The 22,276-nt window shown below is 55.1% G+C and carries 23 protein-coding genes, 1 tRNA gene and 1 riboswitch; of the genes, 11 read left to right on the forward strand and 13 right to left on the reverse strand.

The window, feature by feature from the left end; translation table 11 throughout:
* On the forward strand, window positions 1-97 hold a 97-nt coding region (locus tag C7386_RS08820), incomplete at its 5' end, for an IS3 family transposase (RefSeq protein WP_133241578.1).
* A 72-nt stretch (window positions 98-169) separates the two neighbouring features.
* On the opposite strand, the gene C7386_RS08825 is transcribed toward C7386_RS08820, so the two are convergent.
* Window positions 170-406 carry a putative Se/S carrier protein gene (locus C7386_RS08825; RefSeq protein WP_110435623.1) on the reverse strand — a complete coding sequence of 79 codons (237 nt, stop codon included), beginning with the start codon at window positions 404-406 and terminating at the stop codon, window positions 170-172.
* 96 nt (window positions 407-502) lie between these two features.
* Here C7386_RS08825 and C7386_RS08830 point away from each other — a divergent pair, with 96 nt between their 5' ends.
* Together C7386_RS08830 and C7386_RS08840 are read left to right on the forward strand one after the other, a co-directional pair.
* Window positions 503-916 carry a LysR substrate-binding domain-containing protein gene (locus C7386_RS08830; protein WP_165815516.1) on the forward strand — a complete coding sequence of 138 codons (414 nt, stop codon included), beginning with the start codon at window positions 503-505 and terminating at the stop codon, window positions 914-916.
* 341 nt (window positions 917-1,257) lie between these two features.
* Window positions 1,258-2,601, forward strand: coding sequence for an MATE family efflux transporter (locus C7386_RS08840; protein ID WP_116705309.1), 1,344 nt, complete (start codon window positions 1,258-1,260; stop codon window positions 2,599-2,601).
* Window positions 2,602-2,828: 227 nt separating this feature from the next.
* Here C7386_RS08840 and C7386_RS08845 read toward each other — a convergent pair whose 3' ends face one another.
* The gene (locus C7386_RS08845; RefSeq protein ID WP_116705310.1) at window positions 2,829-3,479 is read right to left on the reverse strand and encodes a peptidylprolyl isomerase; all 651 of its coding nucleotides are present in this window, start codon (window positions 3,477-3,479) and stop codon (window positions 2,829-2,831) included.
* Between the two features lie 374 nt (window positions 3,480-3,853).
* Entirely contained in the window at window positions 3,854-5,218 is a 1,365-nt protein-coding gene (locus C7386_RS08850; protein WP_116705364.1) for an alanine/glycine:cation symporter family protein, read from the reverse strand.
* 179 nt (window positions 5,219-5,397) lie between these two features.
* Window positions 5,398-5,502, reverse strand: a riboswitch (glycine riboswitch).
* Between the two features lie 294 nt (window positions 5,503-5,796).
* On the opposite strand from C7386_RS08850, the gene C7386_RS08855 reads away from it, so the two are divergent.
* From C7386_RS08855 to rsmI, 4 genes are all read left to right on the forward strand, one after another.
* Entirely contained in the window at window positions 5,797-7,545 is a 1,749-nt protein-coding gene (locus C7386_RS08855) for an FtsW/RodA/SpoVE family cell cycle protein (RefSeq protein ID WP_116705311.1), read from the forward strand.
* 2 nt (window positions 7,546-7,547) lie between these two features.
* Window positions 7,548-8,921, forward strand: a complete 1,374-nt coding sequence (locus C7386_RS08860) for a penicillin-binding transpeptidase domain-containing protein (protein WP_116705312.1) — start codon at window positions 7,548-7,550, stop codon at window positions 8,919-8,921.
* Window positions 8,922-8,934: 13 nt separating this feature from the next.
* Complete coding sequence (locus C7386_RS08865; RefSeq protein ID WP_116705313.1) at window positions 8,935-9,633, forward strand: tRNA1(Val) (adenine(37)-N6)-methyltransferase; 699 nt, start codon at window positions 8,935-8,937, stop codon at window positions 9,631-9,633.
* A 146-nt stretch (window positions 9,634-9,779) separates the two neighbouring features.
* On the forward strand, window positions 9,780-10,628 hold the full coding sequence (gene rsmI / locus C7386_RS08870; RefSeq protein WP_116705314.1) for a 16S rRNA (cytidine(1402)-2'-O)-methyltransferase: 849 nt from the start codon (window positions 9,780-9,782) through the stop codon (window positions 10,626-10,628).
* 44 nt (window positions 10,629-10,672) lie between these two features.
* Here rsmI and C7386_RS08875 read toward each other — a convergent pair whose 3' ends face one another.
* From C7386_RS08875 to C7386_RS08895, 5 genes are all read right to left on the reverse strand, one after another.
* Window positions 10,673-11,023, reverse strand: coding sequence for a DUF134 domain-containing protein (locus C7386_RS08875; protein ID WP_110435631.1), 351 nt, complete (start codon window positions 11,021-11,023; stop codon window positions 10,673-10,675).
* Window positions 11,024-11,026: 3 nt separating this feature from the next.
* Window positions 11,027-11,419 carry a NifB/NifX family molybdenum-iron cluster-binding protein gene (locus C7386_RS08880; RefSeq protein WP_116705315.1) on the reverse strand — a complete coding sequence of 131 codons (393 nt, stop codon included), beginning with the start codon at window positions 11,417-11,419 and terminating at the stop codon, window positions 11,027-11,029.
* A 506-nt stretch (window positions 11,420-11,925) separates the two neighbouring features.
* Window positions 11,926-13,521 carry a hydroxylamine reductase gene (gene hcp, locus C7386_RS08885; RefSeq protein ID WP_207655867.1) on the reverse strand — a complete coding sequence of 532 codons (1,596 nt, stop codon included), beginning with the start codon at window positions 13,519-13,521 and terminating at the stop codon, window positions 11,926-11,928.
* A 50-nt stretch (window positions 13,522-13,571) separates the two neighbouring features.
* The gene (locus C7386_RS08890; RefSeq protein WP_110435636.1) at window positions 13,572-13,727 is read right to left on the reverse strand and encodes a rubredoxin; all 156 of its coding nucleotides are present in this window, start codon (window positions 13,725-13,727) and stop codon (window positions 13,572-13,574) included.
* Between the two features lie 33 nt (window positions 13,728-13,760).
* Window positions 13,761-14,474 carry an ATP-binding protein gene (locus C7386_RS08895; protein ID WP_116705316.1) on the reverse strand — a complete coding sequence of 238 codons (714 nt, stop codon included), beginning with the start codon at window positions 14,472-14,474 and terminating at the stop codon, window positions 13,761-13,763.
* Between the two features lie 85 nt (window positions 14,475-14,559).
* Here C7386_RS08895 and C7386_RS08900 point away from each other — a divergent pair, with 85 nt between their 5' ends.
* Window positions 14,560-15,222 (forward strand): Crp/Fnr family transcriptional regulator, encoded by a 663-nt coding sequence (locus tag C7386_RS08900; RefSeq protein ID WP_116705317.1) that lies wholly within the window; start codon window positions 14,560-14,562, stop codon window positions 15,220-15,222.
* Between the two features lie 187 nt (window positions 15,223-15,409).
* On the opposite strand, the gene C7386_RS08905 is transcribed toward C7386_RS08900, so the two are convergent.
* The 4 genes from C7386_RS08905 to C7386_RS08920 form a co-directional block, all read right to left on the reverse strand.
* Window positions 15,410-16,231 (reverse strand): C40 family peptidase, encoded by an 822-nt coding sequence (locus C7386_RS08905; protein WP_116705318.1) that lies wholly within the window; start codon window positions 16,229-16,231, stop codon window positions 15,410-15,412.
* Window positions 16,228-17,100, reverse strand: coding sequence for a DUF3991 domain-containing protein (locus tag C7386_RS13970; RefSeq protein WP_437124095.1), 873 nt, complete (start codon window positions 17,098-17,100; stop codon window positions 16,228-16,230). The genes C7386_RS08905 and C7386_RS13970 overlap by 4 nt, the downstream gene beginning before the upstream one ends.
* A 266-nt stretch (window positions 17,101-17,366) precedes the next feature.
* A complete protein-coding gene (locus tag C7386_RS08915) occupies window positions 17,367-18,287 on the reverse strand; it encodes a DUF4300 family protein (RefSeq protein WP_318261271.1) in 921 nt (306 codons plus the stop codon).
* A gap of 442 nt (window positions 18,288-18,729) precedes the next feature.
* Window positions 18,730-18,805: transfer RNA gene (locus tag C7386_RS08920), tRNA-Thr, on the reverse strand.
* A 186-nt stretch (window positions 18,806-18,991) separates the two neighbouring features.
* Between C7386_RS08920 and rpsF the strand changes: the two genes are divergently transcribed.
* Genes rpsF through rpsR form a run of 3 tightly spaced genes read left to right on the forward strand, consistent with a single transcriptional unit; the run spans window position 18,992 to window position 20,088 of the window.
* Window positions 18,992-19,288 (forward strand): 30S ribosomal protein S6, encoded by a 297-nt coding sequence (rpsF, locus tag C7386_RS08925; RefSeq protein ID WP_110435639.1) that lies wholly within the window; start codon window positions 18,992-18,994, stop codon window positions 19,286-19,288.
* A gap of 14 nt (window positions 19,289-19,302) precedes the next feature.
* Complete coding sequence (locus C7386_RS08930) at window positions 19,303-19,794, forward strand: single-stranded DNA-binding protein (protein WP_110435640.1); 492 nt, start codon at window positions 19,303-19,305, stop codon at window positions 19,792-19,794.
* Window positions 19,795-19,815: 21 nt separating this feature from the next.
* Complete coding sequence (gene rpsR / locus C7386_RS08935) at window positions 19,816-20,088, forward strand: 30S ribosomal protein S18 (RefSeq protein WP_110435641.1); 273 nt, start codon at window positions 19,816-19,818, stop codon at window positions 20,086-20,088.
* Window positions 20,089-20,223: 135 nt separating this feature from the next.
* Here rpsR and C7386_RS08940 read toward each other — a convergent pair whose 3' ends face one another.
* A complete protein-coding gene (locus tag C7386_RS08940) occupies window positions 20,224-21,567 on the reverse strand; it encodes a zinc ribbon domain-containing protein (protein WP_116705319.1) in 1,344 nt (447 codons plus the stop codon).
* Window positions 21,568-22,276 lie beyond the last annotated feature (709 nt).

Below are 22,276 nucleotides of genomic sequence, written 5' to 3' on the forward strand. Positions count from 1 at the left end.
TGAATATCTGGATTACTACAACAACCGCAGGATCAAGGCAAAGCTAAAGGGCTTGCCGCCTGCAATTCACAGACAGCAAGCCCTTTCGGCTGCTTGAACAATTTTTACTTCAAAATATTGTCTAACTTTTTGGGGTCACTTCATCAAAGTCATGTCGCTTTATGGTTACTTAAAACACAAACGCCTCGCTCTGCTCGATCTCAATCCCGCAGTCCGCGATAACCGTCTGATACTGCGCGTAAACTTCGGCTTCCATGCGCCACGCGATGCCGCATCCGGCGGACAGCCTGCGCGGCACCGGCACCAGCCGGCCGGCAATGCCGTTCTGCTTGCAGAACGACTCCATCTCCATGGCGGCATCGGTGGTGTGGAAGGTGAGCACCTGATACGGCTTTTTTTCTCGCATTACGCCTGAAAAACGATCTCGAAGCACCCGTCCGGACGCACGGTCGTCTGACCGGACTTGTTCTCATACTCGAGCATTTTCTCGATATTCTTGCGGGTGTGCGCCTCGTCGCCGAGCACACCGCATTTCCGTGCCTATCAAAGCCAGCAGGACCCGCTGACAGCGCTCCTGCGCGAACCGTTCCTGCTGCGCGAGGACAACTCGGGCACCAAGCAGGAAACACTGTATTTCCTCCAGAATCACGGTCTGTCGCTTGATGAACTGAATGTCATTGCCGTCATGGATGACGCGGCAGCGCTCAAGCGTTGCATCGCACTGGGCATGGGCATTTCCATTCTGTCGCGCGCAACTGTGCAGACCGATGCACAGCAGGGACGGCTGCTGCTGTTCCCCCTCGGACAGTCAGCGTTCCTGCGCCGGCTGTACATTGTGTATCCGTCCATACGACGTATGTCCGAGCAGGCTATTCACTTTCTGGATTTTATAAAAAGATATTATCGGATCGGATAACAGCCGTGCTGTCCGGCTTGACACAGCCAATCGAGCAGGAGTCTCTCCTGCATAGAAAGCCGGCCTCCCGCACCACCGTGCGCGTACCGACCGGTACACGGCAGTCCTATCCGCAAGGTCAAAACCGGCAAAGCGTATTTCTTAAATTTACCGGGTATGGTCTTGACAACCGGGGCAATCTGCGAGAACATTATTGCGATAACTATCTTGTTCATGCTGATGCATTCTTTGCGTACAGCAGTGTGTCCTTATGCTTTCGATTACAGATCTAATCATTGTACCGATCGCACTTGCTATGCTCGTACTTTCTGATAAAAGCAGGAAATTGTGGAGGAATATAAATGTCAAAAGATGAATATTTGATTACCGATGCGCCCCTGAAAGCGCTGACGGTTTTTGCAATGCCGATGATCCTCGGCAGCTTTTTTCAGCAGGTATACAATATGGCTGACTCCATTATCGTCGGTCAGTTTGTCGGCTCCTCCGCACTGGCGGCGGTCGGCGCCTGCGCTGCCCTGACCAATGTTTTCATTTGTGTGGCGCTGGGTGCCGGTGTCGGTGCAGGCGTGCTCGTAAGCCGTTATTTCGGCGCCAGAGAGTATGGCAAAATGAAAACCATTGTATCTACCTCCCTGATCAGCTTTTTACTTCTGAGCATCATCCTTGGCGTCTTTGGCTTTTGCTTTTCCCATGCGATGATGAGCGGATTACAGACCCCTGCCGATATTCTGGAGAAGGCGGTACTGTACTTGCGGGTCTATTTTGTGGGTTTTCCGTTTTTGTTCATGTATAACATTCTCTCTACCATGTTCACGTCCATCGGTGAATCAAAAATTCCGCTGGGACTGCTGATCTTTTCATCAATCCTGAATATTGTGATGGATCTCTGGATGGTAGCCGGTCTGGGGCTTGGCGTGTTCGGCGCGGCGCTTGCAACGCTGATTGCACAGGGCATTTCGGCTGTGTTTTCACTTTTGATTTTCTTTTACCGGATGCGGCGGTATAAGAGCAGCTTTGTCTGGTTTGACGGGCAGGAGCTGCGTTCGATGCTTCAAATTGCTGTTCCATCGGTTCTTCAGCAGTCTACCGTATCCATCGGTATGATGATCGTACAGGCAGTGGTAAATCCCTTCGGCACACAGGCACTCGCGGGATACGCGGCGACGATGCGGGTGGAAAATGTCTTTTCCCTGATTTTTGTGTCCATCGGCAATGCGGTTTCGCCGTATGTTTCCCAGAACCTTGGCGCAAACAAAACCCAGCGCATCAAAAAAGGCTACCGCGCAGCATTGATGCTGGATGTATGTTTTGCTGTTCTCGCCTTCCTTGTCATTAAAACGCTGCACACGCAGATTTCCTCGCTGTTCCTTGGAAAAGACGGAACCGCCCTGGCTTATCAGGTGTCCGGGGATTATATGAGGTGGCTTGGTTGCTTCTTTATCTTTATGGGTATCAAAATGGCAACCGACGGAGTTCTTCGCGGACTCGGAATCATGCGGCCGTTTCTCATTGCCAATATGGTAAACCTTGCGATTCGCCTGTCTGTGGCGTTGATCTGTGCTCCGCGTTTTGGTATTGCGTTTGTCTGGCTTGCCGTGCCGGCAGGCTGGCTTGCCAACTTCCTGGTTTCCTATGCGGCACTCAGAAAATCCTGGCCGACTGAAAAAGTGGTGTCATCTCAGTAAATCCGGATTTACCGAAAATCTGAAATCCTTCGGAACGGCATCTGAAATAATTAACAGCGCGGTAAATCAAAACAGTCTGCGTCCTGTGCACAGTCCGAAATTGAACTGCACCCCATCTGTCAGACAGTATGACATACTGTCTGACAGATGGGGTGCTTTATTATGTTAAGAGAAAAACCGTAACTTACTTTCCAATCTTCGCTCTCAACTCTTTACGCTTTGCACAGTCAGTCGATAATCTTAATACTCTCAATAACCGGCTGATTTTCCGTCTTAACCGTACCGTTATCGTCCTCGACCGGCGTATTATCGCAGATTTCATCCACAACATCCATGCCCTTGGTCACATAGCCGAAGCAGGCGTACTGACCGTCGAGATAGGTGCTGTCCTGCTGAACGATGAAGAACTGCGAGGATGCGCTGTCCGGATTGCTTGAGCGTGCCATCGAAACCGCACCGCGCGTGTGCGACAGCTTGTTCTCCACACCGTTATCCGAAAACTCGCCCTTGATGGTGTTCTCCGAGCCGCCGGTGCCGTTGCCCAGCGGGTCGCCACCCTGCATCATAAAGCCGGTAATAATGCGGTGAAAGGTCAGTCCGTCGTAAAAACCGTCGTTTGCCAGGTCCATAAAGTTCTGAACCGAGATAGGCGCTGCATCGCCGTCCAGCTCGATGTCGATCGTGCCGTGGTCCTTGATGGTGATCTGTGCATGGTGCTGACCGATGGGCTGTGCGGTCTCCTCAGCGGTCGTCTGCTGCGAGTTATCGCTCGTGTCGGTGGCATCATCCGTCGAGGTCTGCGCGCCCGATTTGCCGCCGCAGGCGGTCAGAACCAGCATCGCCAGCAGGCCAAAAAGCAAAAATGTACGTTTTTTCATGTGAAATTCTCCTTTTTAGGCAATACCGCATCATTGAACAAGAGCGATTTGCGCGTCAATTTTGCGTTCTGATTAGGCGCGGGTTTGCAGCAATACTTTGTGTATTGCAAAAATCCGCAACGACATCAGAGCGTAAAATTTCCGCAAAGCGCTGCAGCTTTAATTGTGCGGTGTTGCCTTATATCCTGAACGGGTGGAATATGAAAATGTTCCCGCGGTACTCCCCTATTATACGGTACTGAGAACGCGAAAACCAGTGTTTTTTCGGTGTCTGTAAAAAAATGCACCGCAGAATTGCGGTGCATTTTCTATCAAATAATACTGTATAGAGCCGATTCCTGCACAAACCGTGTAGTTCCGCGACAGGTCATAGCTTACTTCATAATGTCCTTGTCGTGGGCCGCCTTGGCAACCAGACCGGACAGCGCCAGCAGCGCGATCAGGTTCGGGAATACCATCAGGCCGTTAAACAGGTCGGACAGGTTCCATACCAGATCAACATGCAGTGCGGAGCCGATCACGATGCAGATAACAACGATAGCGGCGTAAACCTTAACAGCCTTGTGGCCGAACAGTGCCTTTACGTTCTGCTCACCGAAGAAATACCAGCCGATGATGGTAGAGAACGCGAAGAACAGCATGCAGATCGCAACAAAAGCCATGCCTGCCGAGCCAAGCGAAGCCTTGAAGGCTGCCTGTGCCAGCTCGGTGCCCTGCAGACCGTCCGGTGCACCCGGATTGAGCATGCCCGAGGTCAGGATGACCATAGCGGTCAGCGTCAGTACGATAAAGGTGTCGATAAATACGGAAACGATAGCAATTTCGCCCTGATCCTGCGGACGCTTTACCTTTGCCAGAGCGTGCGCGTGCGGCGTGGAGCCCATGCCGGCCTCGTTCGAGAACAGACCGCGTGCAACGCCGTAGCGCATTGCCTGACGAACCGTGATGCCTGCAGCGCCGCCGAGGATAGCCTGCGGATCAAATGCCGCAACAAAGATGGACTTGAATGCCGGAATGATCGCTGCATGATTGATGCACAGGATAACAATGCAGCCAGCCATGTAGAACAGCGCCATGATCGGAACGACCTTCTCGGTAACGGATGCGATACGGCCTACGCCGCCGAGGAAGATGAACGCTGCAATAATCGCGCAGATGATGCCGACAACGATCATCGGTGCGCCAAACGCGGTGTTGAACGCGACGCTGATCGAGTTTGCCTGTACCATGTTGCCGGTAAAGCCCAGTGCAAAAATAATCGCAACCGAGAAGAAGCCGGCAAGGAACTTGCCGAATTTACCGGTAAAGCGTGCGCGGATGTAGTAGATCGGACCGCCGGTAACGTGGCCCTTGTCATCCGTGGTCTTGTACTTCTGCGCGAGAACCGCCTCGCCGTAGATGGTGGACATGCCGAAGAATGCACTCAGCCACATCCAGAAAATCGCGCCCGGGCCGCCGGAATACAGTGCGGTAGCCGCGCCTGCGATGTTGCCGGTGCCGACCTGCGCCGCAATCGCGGTGGTCAGCGCCTGGAACGGACTCATGCCGTCCTTACCAGCCTTCTCACCGTTGAGCGAGAAATGGCCGAACAGATGCTTCCAGCCTGCGCCGAACTTACGCACCTGAATGAAGCGCGTGCGGATGGTAAACACGATGCCGGTGCCAACCAGCAGGTACAGCAGCAGGCCGTTCCATACGACGTTGCTGACCTTGCTTACCCAGTCTGCCAATACTTCCATTGTCATTTTACATACCCCTTCTTTGTTTTGCGGCAAACAAAAAGCCGAACCCAATCAGCATCGGGTTACGGCTCCAAAGAAACGGAAAGACAGCAAACAGACGGTACATCCTGCACCGTGAGAAAACATTTGCTGTGGTTCCGCGGAACTTATTTTTATATCCTAACGTCTATAAAAACAGGTTCATCTCTGTCCTTTTGCCTGAGAGATTGGCACGCAAACCCCTTTTGCGCGCGTTGCACCTTCGGCAGTCCCCTTGAGGAACGTTCTCCAGAGCCACATCCATTTACAGTCCTCATCCGGAAAACCGAACGCCTGAGAGTTTTGCTCCTTCGGCAAGCCATGAGCGGGATGCTCACTGCGGCTTTTTCCTGCAAACTTCGTTTGTCGCGTATGTAGTTTATGGATTCAGTGTAACACCGTGACAACATTCTGTCAATGTCAATCAAGATATTCGTGAAAATTTGTGAAAAACGGAGAATTTCTTGACAACCTATGCTATAATAGATAGGCTATACTGGTAGTATTATTGGTAAATCCAAGTAATCAACAGCATCCCTCGAAAGGAGGAACTTTACATGAATGATGCTTTGCAGCAGCTTCTCGACAGGCTGACGGCTCTGCTGGCGGAAAAACCGCTCATCGGGGCGTGGTACACAACCGTTGTGCGCTTCGTGTTCCCGCTGCTGGCGCTGATGATCCTTGTCGGTGCGATCCGCTCGCTGTGGAAGGTCAAGCACCCGGATGAGGTCTGGGGCTATCTGGTGCTGCGCAACGGCGTGCGCCTGCCCATCACCCACTGGGAGAACATCATCGGACGCGCACCCAGCTGCGATGTGCAGCTGGAATATCCGTCGGTATCGCGTCAGCACGCCGCGCTCATCCGCGAGGATGACGGCAGCTGGACGATATACGACCTCGGTTCCAAGGGCGGCATCAAGGTAAACGACCTGCCGGTGGACGAGTATGCGCTCGTCGAGGACGGCGACACGGTCACCTTTGCGGGCATTCCCGCTATCATGGAGCCCATTACCGCTGAGGAAAAGCGTGCACAGATGGTCGAACGCCGCATGGAGGGCAAGCCTGCCGGCATGTGGGGTTCGCTCGTACTGCTGACGCTGTTCCAGATCCTCACCGGTCTGCAGCTCATTATCGCGCAGGGCGACAAGGCGACCACCACCATTCCGCTCACCTTTTTTGTCTTTACGGTAATCTGCTGGGCGTATTTCATCGTCATGCGCCTGTTCCGCCGCATCGGCTTTGAAATGGAGACGATAGCGTTCTTCCTATGTACGCTGTCACTCGCCGTCACCGGCTCGACCGTGCCGGACGAGCTGCCCAAGCAGCTGATTGCGATTTTGATGGGTCTTGCCATCTTTATCGTGCTCGGCTTCTTCCTGCGCGACCTGACCCGGGCGCAGAAGGTGCGCTGGTTTATGAGTGCAACGGCAGTCGGACTGCTGGCGATTACACTGCTGATCGGCTCGTCGCAAGGCGGCGCGAAGGCATGGCTGCGTCTCGGTCCTCTGTCTCTGCAGACCTCGGAAATTGCGAAAATCTGCTATATTTTTGCCGGTGCCGCAACGCTCGACCGCCTGTTCAACAAGCGCAACCTGTGGATGTTCATCGGCCTGACCGCTATCTGCGGCGGCTGTCTCGCGCTGCAGAACGACTTCGGCACCGCACTTGTGTTCTTCGTGACGTTCCTCGTTATCGCATACCTGCGTTCGGGCGATTTCGCCACCATCGGCCTTGTGTGCGCCGGCTGCTTCGGCGCGGGCATGGTCATGCTGACCATCAAGCCGCACGTTGCCGCACGATTTGCCTCCTGGGGACATATCTGGGAGGACGTGTACGACAAGGGCTTCCAGCAGACGCATACGCTGACCGCAGCCGCCTCCGGCGGCATGATCGGCGTAGGCGCAGGCAAGGGCTGGCTCTCGAATCTCCCTGCCGCGGATACCGACATCGTGTTCGGCATGCTTTGTGAGGAATGGGGTCTCGTTATTGCCGTGCTGACCATCCTGTGCATTATTACGCTGGCCGTGTTCGCTGTCCGCGCCTGCCGCGCCGGACGCTCCAGCTTTTACACCATCGCCGCATGCGCGGCCACCAGTCTGCTGGTGTTCCAGACCTGTCTGAACGTATTCGGTGCGGTCGATATTCTGCCGTTCACCGGCGTTACGCTGCCGTTCGTATCCAACGGTGGTTCGTCCATGCTGTCGGCATGGGGTATGCTCGCCTTTTTGAAGGCGACCGACACCCGACAGAATGCATCGTTCGCAGTTCGTCTGCCCAGCCGCCGCGAGCTTAGAGGGGAGGAGTAACTATGCGGAAAATCGAAAAACGCAGTATTTTCTGTCTGATCCTTGCTGCACTGCTCGGTCTGGGTCTGGCGTTCTTCTGCTTCCAGTTTGTCGTGGACGGCGGCGACTGGGCCTCCTACCCGTACAACCGTCATCTCTATAACAACGCCGGTCAGCTGAAAGGCGGCACCATCCTCGACCGGGACGGCGATATGTTGTCCACGCTCGACGAGGACGGCAACCGCATCTACAACGATGACGCAACCGTCCGGCGCGCCACACTGCACGCCGTCGGCGACAAAAACGGCAACATCGGCGCGGGTGCGCTCACCTCGTTCGCGGATAAGCTGTCCGGCTACAATCTGCTCACCGGCGTATATTCTCCGCTCGGCACCGGCAACAGCCTGTATCTGACGATTGATGCCTATTTGAACAATGTCGCCTATCAGGCTTTGAACGGAATGAACGGAACGGTTGGCATTTATAACTATAAAACCGGCGAAATTTTGTGCATGGTGTCCACACCGACGTTCGATCCGGCCAATCCGCCGGACATTGCGGCGGACGATCCCGCGTGGGACGGCGTTTACGTCAACCGCTTGCTGTCCGCGAACTCGATTCCGGGCTCTATCTTCAAGGTTGTGACCATCAACGCCGCTATCGAGAACATCCCCGACCTGTTCCAGCGCAAGTGGACGTGCACCGGCTCGGTCAACATCGGCGGCGAGGAAGTCACCTGCCCGCACGCCCACGGCGAACAGGATATCGAGGAAGCGCTCGCCAACTCGTGCAACGGTGTGTTCGGTCAGCTGGCCGTCGAACTCGGCGGCGAAACCATGCAGAAATACGCGGATGCGGCAGGACTGACCAAGTCCATCAAGGTGGACGGCATCCAGTCCTCGGTCGGCAAGTTTGATTTCTCGGGCAATGACAATCAGCTGGCATGGTCGGGTGTCGGTCAGGGTCAGGATACCCTGTGTCCAATCAACATGCTCCAGTATATGGGCGCGATCGCCAACGGCGGCAAGGCTGCCGTGCCGCGTCTGATCGAAAAATCCACCACAGATTACGGCCTGCCGACCGGCATTTACTATCCGCACAAGTCGGCGCAGCTGATCGACGAAAAGACCGCCGGTACCATCGCGGATATGATGCACAACAACGTCATCGAGACCTACGGTCAGGATCGTTTCCCGGGCATGGATATCTGTGCCAAGTCGGGCACCGCCGAGGTCGGCGCGGATAAGTCACCGAACGCATGGTTCACCGGCTTCCTGCGCGACGAGGCCACGCCGTATGCCTTCATCGTTCTCGTCGAGAACGGCGGCGGCGGCTCGTCGGTTGCCGGTACAGTGGCTTCGCAGGTTCTTCAAGCGGCGGTAGAAAAAGCCTACTAAGGAGAGAGAAATCATGGCGCAAAGCACTGAAATACTCCCTAACGGACTGCAATTATTACAGGACGACCGGTTTTTTAAGCTCGGACAGGACAGCGTGCTGCTCAGCGCGTTCGCCAAGCCGAGACGCAATGCCAAACTGCTCGACCTCGGCTGCGGCACAGGCGCTCTGGCGCTGCTCGTGTGGCGGCCCGACCTCAAGATCACCGGACTGGAACTGCAGGACGGCCCGCTCGACCTGTTCCGGCAGTCCATCACAGCAAACGAGCTGGAAAACGTAACCGCTCTGCAGGGCGACCTCCGGCAAATGCGTACGCTGCTGCCGCACGGCAGTATGGATTACGTTATCTGCAACCCGCCGTATTTCGACCGCAACGCAGGCGCGAATGCGCCGACCGCCGAAAAGCGCACCGCAAGGCAGGACGCGACCTGTTCGGTCGAGGAACTGGCGGTTGCGGCCTCGTTCGTGCTGCATACCGGCGGCAAAGCCGCGTTCGTATTCCGGCCGGAACGGCTGTGGGTGCTGCTCGAAGCGCTTTCGCGCGTGCGGCTCGTGCCGAAAAGAATGCGGTTCGTGCACCAGAGCGTGCAGGCGTCGCCAAGCGTCGTCATGGTCGAGTGCCGAAAAGGCGGCAGTGCGGAAGGTCTTGTTGTTGAGCCGCCGCTGATCGTTGAGAGTGATGAATATTTCCGTATTTACGGAATTGAGCATTGAAAATGGAGAATCAGCGCTATTCTTGCGCGAGTTCCGTCCGCGCTGCGCTGAGACGCGCAATGCGCGATGATTGAATTCGGCACCATGTGCTGCACCTTCATTTTCCATTATCCATTCTCCATTTAAAAAATTCCGGAGGGATTGAATTGTCTACATTATACTTAGTCGCAACGCCGATCGGCAACCTGAGTGATTTATCGCCGCGGGCACGCGAGGTGCTCAGCACGGTGGATTTCATCGCGGCAGAGGACACCCGCGTGACGCAAAAGCTGCTCAACGCCTGCGAATTGCCCAAAAAGCCGATGATCTCGTACTACGAACACAATCGCCGCGCACGCGGTGAAGCAGTTTTGGAGAAGCTGCTCGCCGGTGAGACCTGTGCGCTCGTAACCGATGCGGGCACGCCTGCGGTTTCCGATCCGGGTGAGGATCTGGTCGCGCTGTGCGCCGAGCACGATGTACCCGTTATCCCGATTCCGGGCTGCTGTGCGGCGGTCTGCGCGCTGGCGGCATCCGGTCTGCCGACCGGACGCTGGTGCTTTGAAGGCTTCCTGTCGGTCAACAAAAAGGCCCGCAGAGAGCATTTGGACGCACTGCAGGGCGAAAAACGCACGATGATCTTCTACGAAGCACCGCACAAGCTGTGTGCAACGCTGCGCGACTTGCGCGACGCCTTCGGCGGCGACCGCCGGCTGTCACTCTCGCGCGAGCTGACCAAGCTGCATGAGCAGACGCTCCGCATGACGCTCGACGAGGCGGTTGCCTACTTTGACGCCAATGCGCCGCGCGGCGAGTTCGTGCTCATCCTCGAGGGTGCGCCGGACGAGCCGGAGACCGAGCAGGACGAAGCCGAACGTCTTGCCTCTGCCGCCGAGGCGGTCCGCCGCCGCGTGGAACAGGGCCAGACCCAAAAGGACGCAGTCAAGGCAGTTTCCGCCGAAACCGGCGTAAAGAAAAACGCGCTGTACCGCTATGTGCTTGATCACGAAGAATAACGAAAAAACCGTTGCTTTGGCAACGGTTTTTTCGTTTTCTGCACTTATTTTTGATGTTTCGGGCAGCCGCTGCGGCAGCAATGTCCGCGTCCGGGACACTGCGCATGCCGTTCACACAGCGCAACATCGCCGCCCTCGATCACCAGTCGTTTGCCGTTTACAAGGCAATCCGCCAGCTTGCGGCGGGCGTTGTTGTAGATCAGCTGCACCGTTGTGCGGGCCACCCCCATCTGCGCGGCAGCCTGCTCCTGCTGCAGATTTTCCAGATCCATCAGACGGATGGCTTCATATTCATCCAGCGTCATTTGCACGCACTCTGTCGTACTTTCCTGCGGGGAAAACTCGCTGAACGTCGGCAGACCGCAGATTCTGCGGCACTTTCTCGGTCTCGGCATGAATTATTCGTGACAGTGACCGCCGCAGCCGTGGCTGCCGCAGGAATGGCCTTCGCCGTGATCATGGTGCGTGCAGTGCACATTGGGATCAAACGCCAGCGTACCGTTCAGGAACGCCTGCACTGCCTCATCGGCATTGCCCTGCACACCGCCAATCAGACGGATATTGGCCTCCGCAAGCGCTGCCTGTGCGCCGCCGCCAATGCCGCCGCAAATCAGCGTATCCACACCGAGCTGTGCCAGCAGGCCGGCCAGCGCACCGTGACCGCTGCCGTTCGTATCCACCACCTGTGTATGCAGCAGCTTGCCGCCGGATACCTCGTACAGCTTAAACTGCTCCGTGTGGCCAAAATGCTGGAAAACCTCTCCGTTTTCATAGGTAACTGCGATCTTCATAACCATTTCCTCCGAATCATTTATGACATATGCCAATAAGTTACTTATAGTCTATCATGTTTTCGGCATATGTCAATAATAAATTTTGGCATACCGCTATCCCATTATGATAGGCAGCAGACGCCGATATCCGGATAAAGCAAAAACCCTTCCGAAAATCGGAAGGGTTTTGCCTTGCGTTGATGGAAAAGATGCGTTCAAAGCGCTAAAGGTGAAAAATCTGCTGTTTTTCAAATTAAGTATTGGCACTCATATTCTCTCACACAACTCCTACAATAATAATTAAGGTTTAAGGCGCGGCCGCCAGCCGCGTCTTTTTCCATCTCAAAGCCGAAGCTGTGAGAATAAGAGAGTAATGGTCTGACCCGTTTCACCTTGGGCTAACACGCCCGTAAGTGAGTCCGTCAGCCGCCTCTCTTATTCGCAGCATTCGATTTACGCAGGTAGATCCACTCACTTCTATTAGACAGCGAGAAATATGATTTGAGTTCGCCCCATGGGCATCATTATTTAAGGAGCTGCTTCAAATCTTCTTCCGGCGTAGTGATGGGAGCAATACCGAAATTCTCTACAAGGTAGTTCAGCACATTGGGCGAAACGAACGCCGGCAGCGTGGGGCCAAGGCGAATATTCTTGATCCCCAGATGCAGCAGCGTCAGCAAAATGCACACTGCCTTCTGCTCATACCACGAAAGAACCATGGACAAGGGCAAATCGTTCACGCCGCAGCCGAACGCCTCCGCCAAGGCCAGCGCGATTTTGACAGCCCCGTAGGCGTCGTTGCACTGTCCTACATCCATCAGCCGCGGCAGCCCGCCGATGGTCCCAAGCTCCAGATCGTTGAAGCGGTATTTGCCGCAGGCCAGCGTCAGCACTACGGTGTCGGCGGGTGTCTGCTTGACAAACTCGGTGTAGTAGTTTCGTCCGGGGCGGGCTCCGTCACAGCCGCCGACCAGGAAAAAGTGCCGGATAGCGCCGCTCTTTACCGCCTCGATCACCTGATCCGCCACGCCAAGCACCGCGCCATGACCGAAGCCGGTCATGACCGTGCCGCCGCCGTTGATACCGGTGAACGGCTTGTCCTCGTTGTAGCCGCCAAGCTCCAATGCCTTTTCGATGACAGGGGTAAAGTCCTTATCCTCGCCGATGTGCGTCAGTTCCGGGTAGGATACCACCGCCGTGGTGAACACGCGGTCGGCGTAGCTTGCTTTCGGCGGCATCAGGCAATTGGTGGTAAACAGCACCGGCGCGGGGATGTCGGCAAACTCCTTCTGCTGGTTCTGCCACGCCGTGCCGAAGTTGCCCTTGAGATGCGGGTATTTCTTCAGCTCCGGATAGCCGTGAGCTGGCAGCATTTCGCCGTGCGTGTAGATATTCACGCCCTTGCCCGCCGTCTGCTCCAGCAGCAGCTTCAGGTCGTGGAGATCATGGCCGGTGATGACGATGAACGGTCCCTTTTCCACCGTCAGCGGGACGGTGGCAGGCGCGGGCGTACCGTAGCTTTCGGTGTTGGCCTTATCCAGCAGCGCCATGCACTTGAGGTTTTTCTCGCCCACCTCCATCACGATGGGCAGCAGCTCGTCCATGCCCCAGTCCTCGCCCACGGCAAACAGCGCCTTAGCAAAGAAGCGGTTCACAGCGTCGTCCGTATAGCCCAGCACCATGGCGTGATAGGCGTACGCTGCCATGCCACGCACACCGAAGAGGATCAGGGATTTGAGGCTGCGAATATCCTCCTGCGCGTTCCAGAGCAAATTCATGTCATAATCATCGTTTGACCCGCAGCGGGAGCCGCAGCCGGAGCAGCCGGGAATAAGGCGAACCTTTTCCTTGTGTACCCGGTCAATCAGCTCCCGAATGGTTTTTTCGTTAAAGCTCACATTGGTGACGGTGGTGAACAAGCCCTCGATCATCAGCCGCCAAGTCCCCTCATTCGCATCCGGTGCATTATCTACCGCACGGGACAGTCCAACCAGAGCGCCAGTCAGTTGATCCTGAAGCTCCGCCACCTCAGCGGTTTTTCCGCAGACACCGGCTTTTCCGGTACAACCGGCGCAGCCAGCCGTCTGCTCACACTGAAAGCAAAACATTCTGTTATCCATCATCGTTTTCCTCCTATTTCGGTTCAAATCATGTCCTTTTTATCAGAAGCTCACGCCTCCTCGAAGGACTCCTTGCCCACATTGCACAGGGGGCACTCAAAATCCTCCGGCACCTCGCTCCACGGCGTACCGGGGGCGATGCCACCCTCCGGGTAACCTGCGCTTTCGTCGTATTCCCAACCACAAAGACTGCATACATACTTCATTGTGCTTTTTTCTTTCTTTTTCTAATGATTTTGTTATTCTTCCACCAACCGGCCGTCCACTGTCACGGTGACCACCTGCCACGGAATGAACTTTCCACTCTGCCGGAGTGCCTTTTTCGCCGCCATCTCCAGCCCGCCGCAGCAGGGTACCTCCATGCGGACGACGGTGACGCTTTTGATGTTGTTCTCCCGGATGATCTCCGTCAGCTTTTCGGAATAGTCCACGCTGTCCAGCTTGGGGCAGCCCACGAGGGTGATGTGCCCCTTGATAAACCGCTCATGGAAGGCGGCGTAGGCGTAAGCGGTGCAGTCGGCGGCAATGAGCAGCCGCGCGCCGTCAAAATACGGGGCATTCACCGGCACCAGCTTGATCTGCACCGGCCACTGGGAAAGGCGGCTCGTCTGCTGGGCTTGCGGCGTTTCCACGGTGGGTGCCTCCTGACGCTGAATATTCCGGGACTGGCTGCCGGGGCAGCCGCAGGGCAGGGTCATGCCCTCTTTCCGCATTTTCCGCTGCTTATTTTCCATGACGGCCTGCTCGTCATAGGCCGCCGCCTCCCGCTCTACAAAGGTGATGGCCCCGGTTGGGCAGGTAGGCAGGCAGTCCCCCAGCCCGTCGCAGTAATCGTCCCGCATGAGCCGCGCCTTGCCGTCCACCATGGCGATGGCGCCCTCGTGACAGGCTGCGGCGCAAGCGCCGCAGCCGTTGCATTTATTTTCGTCGATCTCGATGATCCGTCGTTTCATTGCAATGCCTCCTTGCTTTTGTGGCTTGATTATACTAAAATTAAATCAGCAAGTCGGTTGAATTTTCAACGAAAGAGGATTATTTATGAAAGAATTTTTCCCGGTGCTCCATACGGCGGCGCTTTTCTCCGGTATTTCCGACGAGGAGCTTGCCGCCATGCTCTCCTGCCTTGGTGCGAGGATCGATGCCTTTTCCAAAGGCTCCCGCCTGCTCCGCGCAGGAGACGCGGTGGATGAAGTGGGGCTTGTGCTGGCAGGCAGCGCCCTCATCGTGCAGGAGGATATCTGGGGAAACCGCAACATCCTCTCCAAGACCGGGCCGGGGCAGACCTTCGCGGAGGTGTTCGCCTGCGCGCCGGGAGCGGTTCTCAATGTGAGCGTAGAAGCGGAGAGCGCGGTGACGGTGATGTTTTTGCATATAAAGCGCGTTTTGAGCATGTGCCCCTCCGCCTGCTCCCATCATAACCGAATCATCCGCAACCTGCTGAGCGAGCTGGCGGAGAAGAACCTGCGGCTCAACGAAAAGCTCACCCACATAGGCCAGCGCACGACGCGCGCAAAGCTGCTGTCCTATTTTTCCGCAGAGTCGCAGCGCCGGGACAGCTATGAGTTCGACATTCCGTTCTCTCGTCAGCAGCTTGCGGATTATCTCGGCGTGGAGCGCAGCGGACTGTCCATGGAACTTGGCAAAATGCGGAATGAGGGCCTGCTTGACTTTCATAAAAGCCACTTTGTTTTGAATGTGTGACAGTTTTATCCAAACAGGCGCCTCAAAATGGCAAGGTCTACATTGTATAGCTGCTTGTGCGGCATTTAGGCTACCGTTTGGATACGATTCGGATTACCATGCGAATGATATCTCAGTGACCTTGTAGATGTCTGCCATGCAGAACTGACGCCCCCTTACCATATCTGCTTTGCTGCGAGCATAGTTCTCATTCCGTAAAATATCTCGGTCTGCCGATCATAGTAAAGCCGATCTTTCCAGTCACCACCACATTATTGGAGCTGCTGGCGCAGTGGATGATGAGGATATTTCCGCTGCTGTCGAAGCCGCAGACGATCCCCACATGACTGTCGCCAGGATAAAAGACGAGGTCGCCCGGCTTGGCATTGTTCCAACTGATGGGTGTGCAGTAGCTGTGCTGGGCAGACGCCCCTCCACCATGGCCGATGATGTACTGCCCTCCGCTCTGGTTGTAGAATACCCAATCGACAAACCCCGAACAATCTAAGCCGAACGGACGCACGGTCCCGCTGCTGGAGCTGCCTGCCGCTGTCACCTCCATAGGCGTTCCCCAGCGAGAGTCCCATCCAAGCACAAGGCTCTTTCCTCCCCAGAAGTAGTTTACCTTTCCCAAGAGCTGATACGCAGTCAACACCACCTGCTTGCGCTCCTCGCTGAGATCGGTGGGGAGCTTTTTGATGATCTCCTGGATCTCCTCCGGAGACAGGTCGATATCCTGATAACTGCCGGTCAGCGCCATGAACAGCTCCTGATACTCCGGCTGCATCAGTTCTCCCAACAGCTTGCGCCGCTCGGTGTTGAACCGATACTCGTCCGCCATTTGCAGATGATCCTTGACTGTGACAGTGATGTGCAGGACAACGGTATCGCTTTCATCTTCATCACCGGAGACGGTTTCCACCCAATAAGAGATGGCGTTCATATCCCAGAAGATCTGACGCAGGATGTCCAGTTTTTCTGCCGTCAGCGTGGCAATAGCTCGGCGCGAAAGTGTATGATTTTTGTTCAAGTGCTGAATTCCTCCTTAAAATTTTTGGGTATAGAGATGCTGGGATCGCAGTTGATGTTACTTAGTTCATCGTCCCTTTTCCAGTGTTTTCCTTTTTTGCAGGTACTCGTTCCAGTCCTTCCCGATGCGGGGCTTCTCCTGTGATATCTCATATCCCATTTCCGCGTATTTTTTTCGGAGCTGTTCCGCCGTTTCTTGTCCCGGTGTATCCATATCCAAACAAAGAACGATCCGCTTGATCTGGGGATTGTTCCGAAGATAGGTTCGCAAGGGATAGCGAAGCCGATGTTTTTGTCACTGCCGGATACATCTCCACGAAACCCGTTCCCGTCGCGGTCATAGGTGCCGCGCAGACCTGCATATCCGGCTTGTCCGGTGTGATCTCTGCCAACAAAAACGCAGTTGTGATGGACTGCATCCTCATACAGTGATCCGCTGTTCATAAACTGACGGATCACCTGTGCGGCGATGCCGCGTTTGCGAAGGTAAGCGAATACGCGGCGGTCATCTACATTGCGCGGTGGCAATGCAAACTCTTTTGGCGGCTCGTCCTGCTTGGTGACTGGTTTTGTTTTGACAGGAGCGTCTCTGGCCCTGCCTTGAAAGGTCAGCAGGTACTCTACTGCCTCCGGAAAAGTTTTATCGCAGAACTGCTGCAGGAATGTGATCGCATCGCCGCCGATGCCTTGAGAGTAGCGGAACCAGGTGCGCCGGTCCTTGATCCGCAGGCTGTCCATCTCCGCGGTAGTATGGAAGCGTCCCACGCGCTTGACCTGATAGCCGAGGTGGGAGAGCAGCTCCGGCAGGTCCGTTTCTCTGGCGATCTGCATTTCTGTGTCTGTGAAGCGATTTCTGATCTCGCTTGCCATAATGCGTGTCTCCTTTCTGATGAAACGCAAAAAGCCGCCCTGGGCATCTGATGATCTCAGATGCCCAGGGCGGCTTTCTCCATGTGTGATTTGTTTTTTTACTTCGGCGTTTGCGGACTTACACGGCGCTTTCTGCTCAGGGGGTGTCCGTATCCGCAGTGTCTGCTTTATCGGCCACACAGGGCGCGACAAGGGGCTACGTGGGGGTATAAAAGGAAGCAGGAAGTCTGTTTCCGAAGAAGCAGGCTTCCTGCCCTATGTGCTGCTTATGACGCGCTGTCCAACGGGTTTGGGCGGTATCCATCCATAAGTTCATCATTTTCCATGATGAAGGAACGTGTCGTATCCTGTCCCCATGCAGTATCGTATTTTTCCATCAGATAATCGCTCAGTTCGGTTCTGTTCTGAATCTTTACCAGGCGGTACGGCTCCTGAAAGGCGATCTTTTCAATGAAGTACAGACTTCCGTCCTCTGCCGGCAGTAATACGCCCACGTGCCCGATGAACAGCGTATTGTCCGTATCCGAAAATCGGTCATGGAGGACAACGGAGATCAGACGGGCAGAGCTGTCTTCAAAGGAAATCCCGCGCTCCGACCAGCCCGCCTGAAGCGCTTTGACCTGATCCGCCACCTCCGTGGTATCTGCGGCAGTTACCGGTGCAAACAATGCGCAGAACTTGGACGTGCTGTCTCCGCAGAGAACGGCGGGATCTGCGGCCAGCGTTTCAAGATCCATAAAGAGGGAGTCCTCGCCCTGCGTTTCCGGCTGATCTACTCCGGCGGTGACGAACTCACCGAACAGACTGAAGGCTGTGATCCGGCAGTTATAGCCGGGGAAGCTGCCGTTCTTCTCCGTCCACAGATCTTGCATCTCATAGGGGTCATATCTGGTCTCGGTGGTAGCGGCGCTCTCAAACCCGCCTGTCAGCCATTCGCTCTTGACGCTGGCATTGAACTGATCCACGCGGTCCAGCAGCAGCTTCGTTCGGGTCTCATCCACATTGGCATCTGCAAGCGCTTCGGTGAGCAGCTTGCGCGAGTCCGCGTCCGTTAGATTGGAATACATTACGGTTTCCAGCGGCGGCTGCGCTGAATCCGGCTCGGCTTGCTGCCCGCAGCCTGAGAGTGCCATGAGGAGGAAGCTGACCACCAGAATCGTGGTCAGGGAATTTCTTTTCAGTTTCATAATTGATTTTGCCTTTCCTTTCATCGATCCTTGCGGGACAAAGCTGAACCTGCCACATGGAACACTTAATATGGTAACCGACTCAGCAGGAAAAGTCCATATCAAGTATAACGTTTTCTTTTCAATTAGGTTATGGAGCCCACTTCAGATTATGTGTCCGACTCCCATCTGATAGGAAAAGCCGCTGCCTCACACGCCAGAAGAGGGGCAGGTGATACAGCGGCTGCTGGTTTTCTTTGTTTTTAAGCCTCGGTGTTCGAGTCACACCAGTCCATAAAAGAGTTTCGCTGCATCTCTGAAATGTCTTCTCTCGCGTGGAAAAACTGATTTTCCGGAAAAAGCGTTTTTTCGAACTTTTCCCTGTGTGAAACGGCGTTAAATATGCAAAAACACCGCACTTTCGTGCGGTGTTTTCGGTGCTGCATCTTTCATCAACACATTTTGGAGCTTGTGGCCGGACTCGAACCGGCGACCTGCGCATTACGAATGCGCTGCTCTACCAACTGAGCCACACAAGCAGCTATTTGCTGCCGGAACGAGTCTTTTCTCGTTCACAGTGTTCTCAGTATATCATGCTTTTGAAAGTTCGTCAATATTTTTTTGAAATTTTTCTTGACATTCTCCATATATCCGTTATAATGGTATAGTATCCTTGCTCACATCAAAGGATGTGGGCCAAAAGTCCAAAAGGAGGTGCTAAGAATATGGCAAAGATTTCTGGCAAGTACGAGACTATCTTCATCGTTAACCCCAAGCTGGAAGAGGCAGCGGCTACCGCTGTTGTGGACAAGTTCAAGTCTCTCGTTGAGGCGAACGGCACGAACGTAGAGGTCGAGGACTGGGGCAAGCGCCGTCTGGCGTACCCGATCGAGGATCAGACGGAGGGCGTTTACACGCTGGTTCGTTTTGAGTCCAAGCCCGATTTCCCGGCTGAGCTGGACCGTATCTACAAGATCACGGACGGCATCATGCGTTCCATCATCGTCTGCCTGGACGACTAAGGCGGTGAACACCAATGCTCAATAAGGCGATTCTGATGGGTCGTTTGACCCGCGATCCCGAATTGCGCCATACCCAGTCCAACATGGCTGTGTGCTCGTTCTCGCTTGCGATCGATCGTGGTCGCAAGGATCAGAACGGCGAACGCCAGACCGACTTCATCGACTGTGTCGCATGGGGCCGTCAGGCAGAGTTCGTTGCACAGTGGTTCACGAAGGGTTCTATGGCAATCGTAGTCGGCCGTATCCAGTCCCGCCGCTGGCAGGATCAGAACGGCAACAACCGCACTGCAATCGAAGTAAATTGCGACGAGGTTTCCTTCGGTGAAACGAAGAAATCCCGCGATGCCTACAATGCAGGCAATCAGGGCGGTTTTGGCGGCTATGACAACGGATCGCAGATGCGGCCCGAGCCTGCCGCGTCCCAGGTTGCTCCGGCTTTCGATCTCCCTGCAGGAGATTCAGATTTTCAGGAGCTTGCTGATGACGACGGCGATGTCCCATTCTAAACTGAAGGAGGTTACGTGATCATGGAAGAAACCAAGAAGGAATTTACTCCCCGTCCGGAGCGTGCAGAGCGCCCGCAGCGCGGCCGTCGCCGTCGCAAGGTATGCGCATTCTGCGTAGATAAGGTTGCACACGTTGACTATAAAGATGCCGGCAAGCTGAAGAAGTACATGTCCGAGCGCGGCAAGATCCTGCCCCGCCGCATGACCGGTACCTGCGCTGCTCATCAGCGTCAGCTGACCGAGGCTATCAAGCGTGCACGTCACATTGCTCTTCTGCCGTACACCGCAGAGTAAGCAATTCGTTTTTTATAATCAAGGATACGCAAAGCGTCGTTTTCGCAAGAAAGCGGCGCTTTTTTGCACCCTTGTTTCTCGTTTGCGGCAAACAAAAAGGACGCCTGATGCGTCCTTTTTTCGTTATTCCTGTGTTCAGTTCATCAGATCGAGCAGCTTATAGCAGTGTGTTTTGGTGTAGCTCTGCTTAAAGCTGTAGGATGCAAGCTGCTTTGCGGTGTCATCCTCGGTCTCCTTTGCGGCATTTTCCGCACCGGAGTCCCGCTCCTGCACCCACTGCTTGTAGCTTGCCTCCTCGGAAGCGTACTGATCGGCGTTGAGCACGGTCGCAAGGTAGTCGTACATCTCACTCAGCAGGTTATCCCATTGCTCGAACGAGCTTGCGGTCATGGCCAGCTCATCCTCCTGATTCTCTGCCGACGAAATTTTCAGATCGTCACTTTCCAGCTCATCCATCTTTTTGCTGAACGCATCGCGCTGCTCGGCCTTTTTCTGGCTGCTCTCTTCCTGCTGCTTTTCCTGCTGCTGTGCATCGGAAAGCTGCTTCTGCAGCTCCTTGACCTGCTTTTTCTGGTCATCGGTCAGCGAATCATCATTTGCCAGAGAATCCAGCTTGCCGCTGGCGGCATCGTACTTTTTATCGTCCAGATAGCTCTGTGCCTCGTCCAGATCGGAGTTGAACTGATCGTCCGACTGGGCAGACTGCGCCTTATCGAGCAAATCCTCGATGGCCTTGTACATCGCAGAATCCGGGTCGGTAACACGGTTCTGCAGCTGCTTGAGCGCCGCAATGGCCTCGGTGTACTGGCCGTTGCCCACATAATCCTCGGCAGACTGATAGTCCTTGATCAGCTGAATGGTCGCATCCAGAGCCGCCGGATCCTTGGCTTCCGCCTGTGCCTTCTGGTAATACTCGAGCGCCTTGTCGAAGTCACCGCGATCCATATACTTTTCGGCCATGACGAGGTTTTCGTCGGTCTTGTGTGAATTTGTAAAATACCACACACCGCCGCCAATCAAAGCCGCCACGATGATGACCAACAGCGCAATGATTAGGCCGCGTTTTCCCTTGGACGGCTTTTTGTAAACGCTGTCCTTCGGATCGGCCTCGCCGTTGTAGTAGGTCGTGCGGCGCTCGGGCGTGCCCGCAGTACGGCGGACCGGCGGCGTGTCGATCGGACGCATGGCAGCCTGCGTGGGAATGCTCGGATTCGGAATATTGGGATTGGTGTCTGCCAGCGGATCGGCAGCCGTGTCGTCCACCGGAAGCTGCTGCTTTTCGTTCCGCATAGCCGCGTCAAACGCGCTGGTGTCAATCGGACCAGTCTCAACAGGATCCTTAGGGGCCTTCATATCATCCGGCAGGGTGGTAAATACAGCTGTTTCGTCGTTGACACCGGTCTGCTCGACAGCTGCGCCGCAGAAGGGGCAGAATTTTCCGGCGATCGGCAGCTCCTTGCCGCAGTTTTTGCAAAGCATGGGTGATTTCCTCCTTTGAAAAAGGGTCGTTTTTATGCTTATTTTATAGTATAACATGCTGTATTCAGATTGTAAAGCGTGGATGGCTGTTCCCAGTATTGGGATTCGTCGCCTGCGGACGGCGGGAACGTCGCCGCGCCCCGCGGCGGGGCAAGAGGGTAGACACCAATGGTTTCTACCCTCTTAACTCCCACTTCCTTTTGTTTCTTAGTCTGGCGCAGACCAGAGACCGGCGACCGCTGCAAAATGGGGAACGGCAGTCGGGTTACCGCAGCGTGTCTTTCTCCGCCTTTTCGCATTTCACAGACAGCTTACTGCTACACATATGGTTAAATCTACGCAGGGTGCGGCATGACAGTGCCGCACAAGTCTTTAACGCGTTATATTGTAGGACGGGGTGACCTCACCCCGCCGTTTTTTACGATTTGCTGCCATTTACATACGGCGGGATGGGATCATCCCGCCCTACAAGATAGATTCTGCAACGGATGAAATCCGCAGGTGCCATGCACAACAACGTGCAAACGAGTTGCGCAACACTGTTATGTTGCGCCTGCGGAAATTGAACCGCCTGTGTAGCAGTACGAATACAGCTTGAGCGATGAAGGTGGAGAAATGGGCGGACACATTGGTCCGCCCCTACGGAAGATGAGCAGTACAGCCGTTCCCCCTGGCGAGTCGCCGTTCTCCGATTTTCGCCGTACCCTCC

The sequence above is a fragment of the Agathobaculum butyriciproducens genome (genome assembly GCA_003096535.1).
In the GTDB taxonomy this organism is placed as follows: Bacteria; Bacillota; Clostridia; order Oscillospirales; family Butyricicoccaceae; genus Agathobaculum; species Agathobaculum butyriciproducens.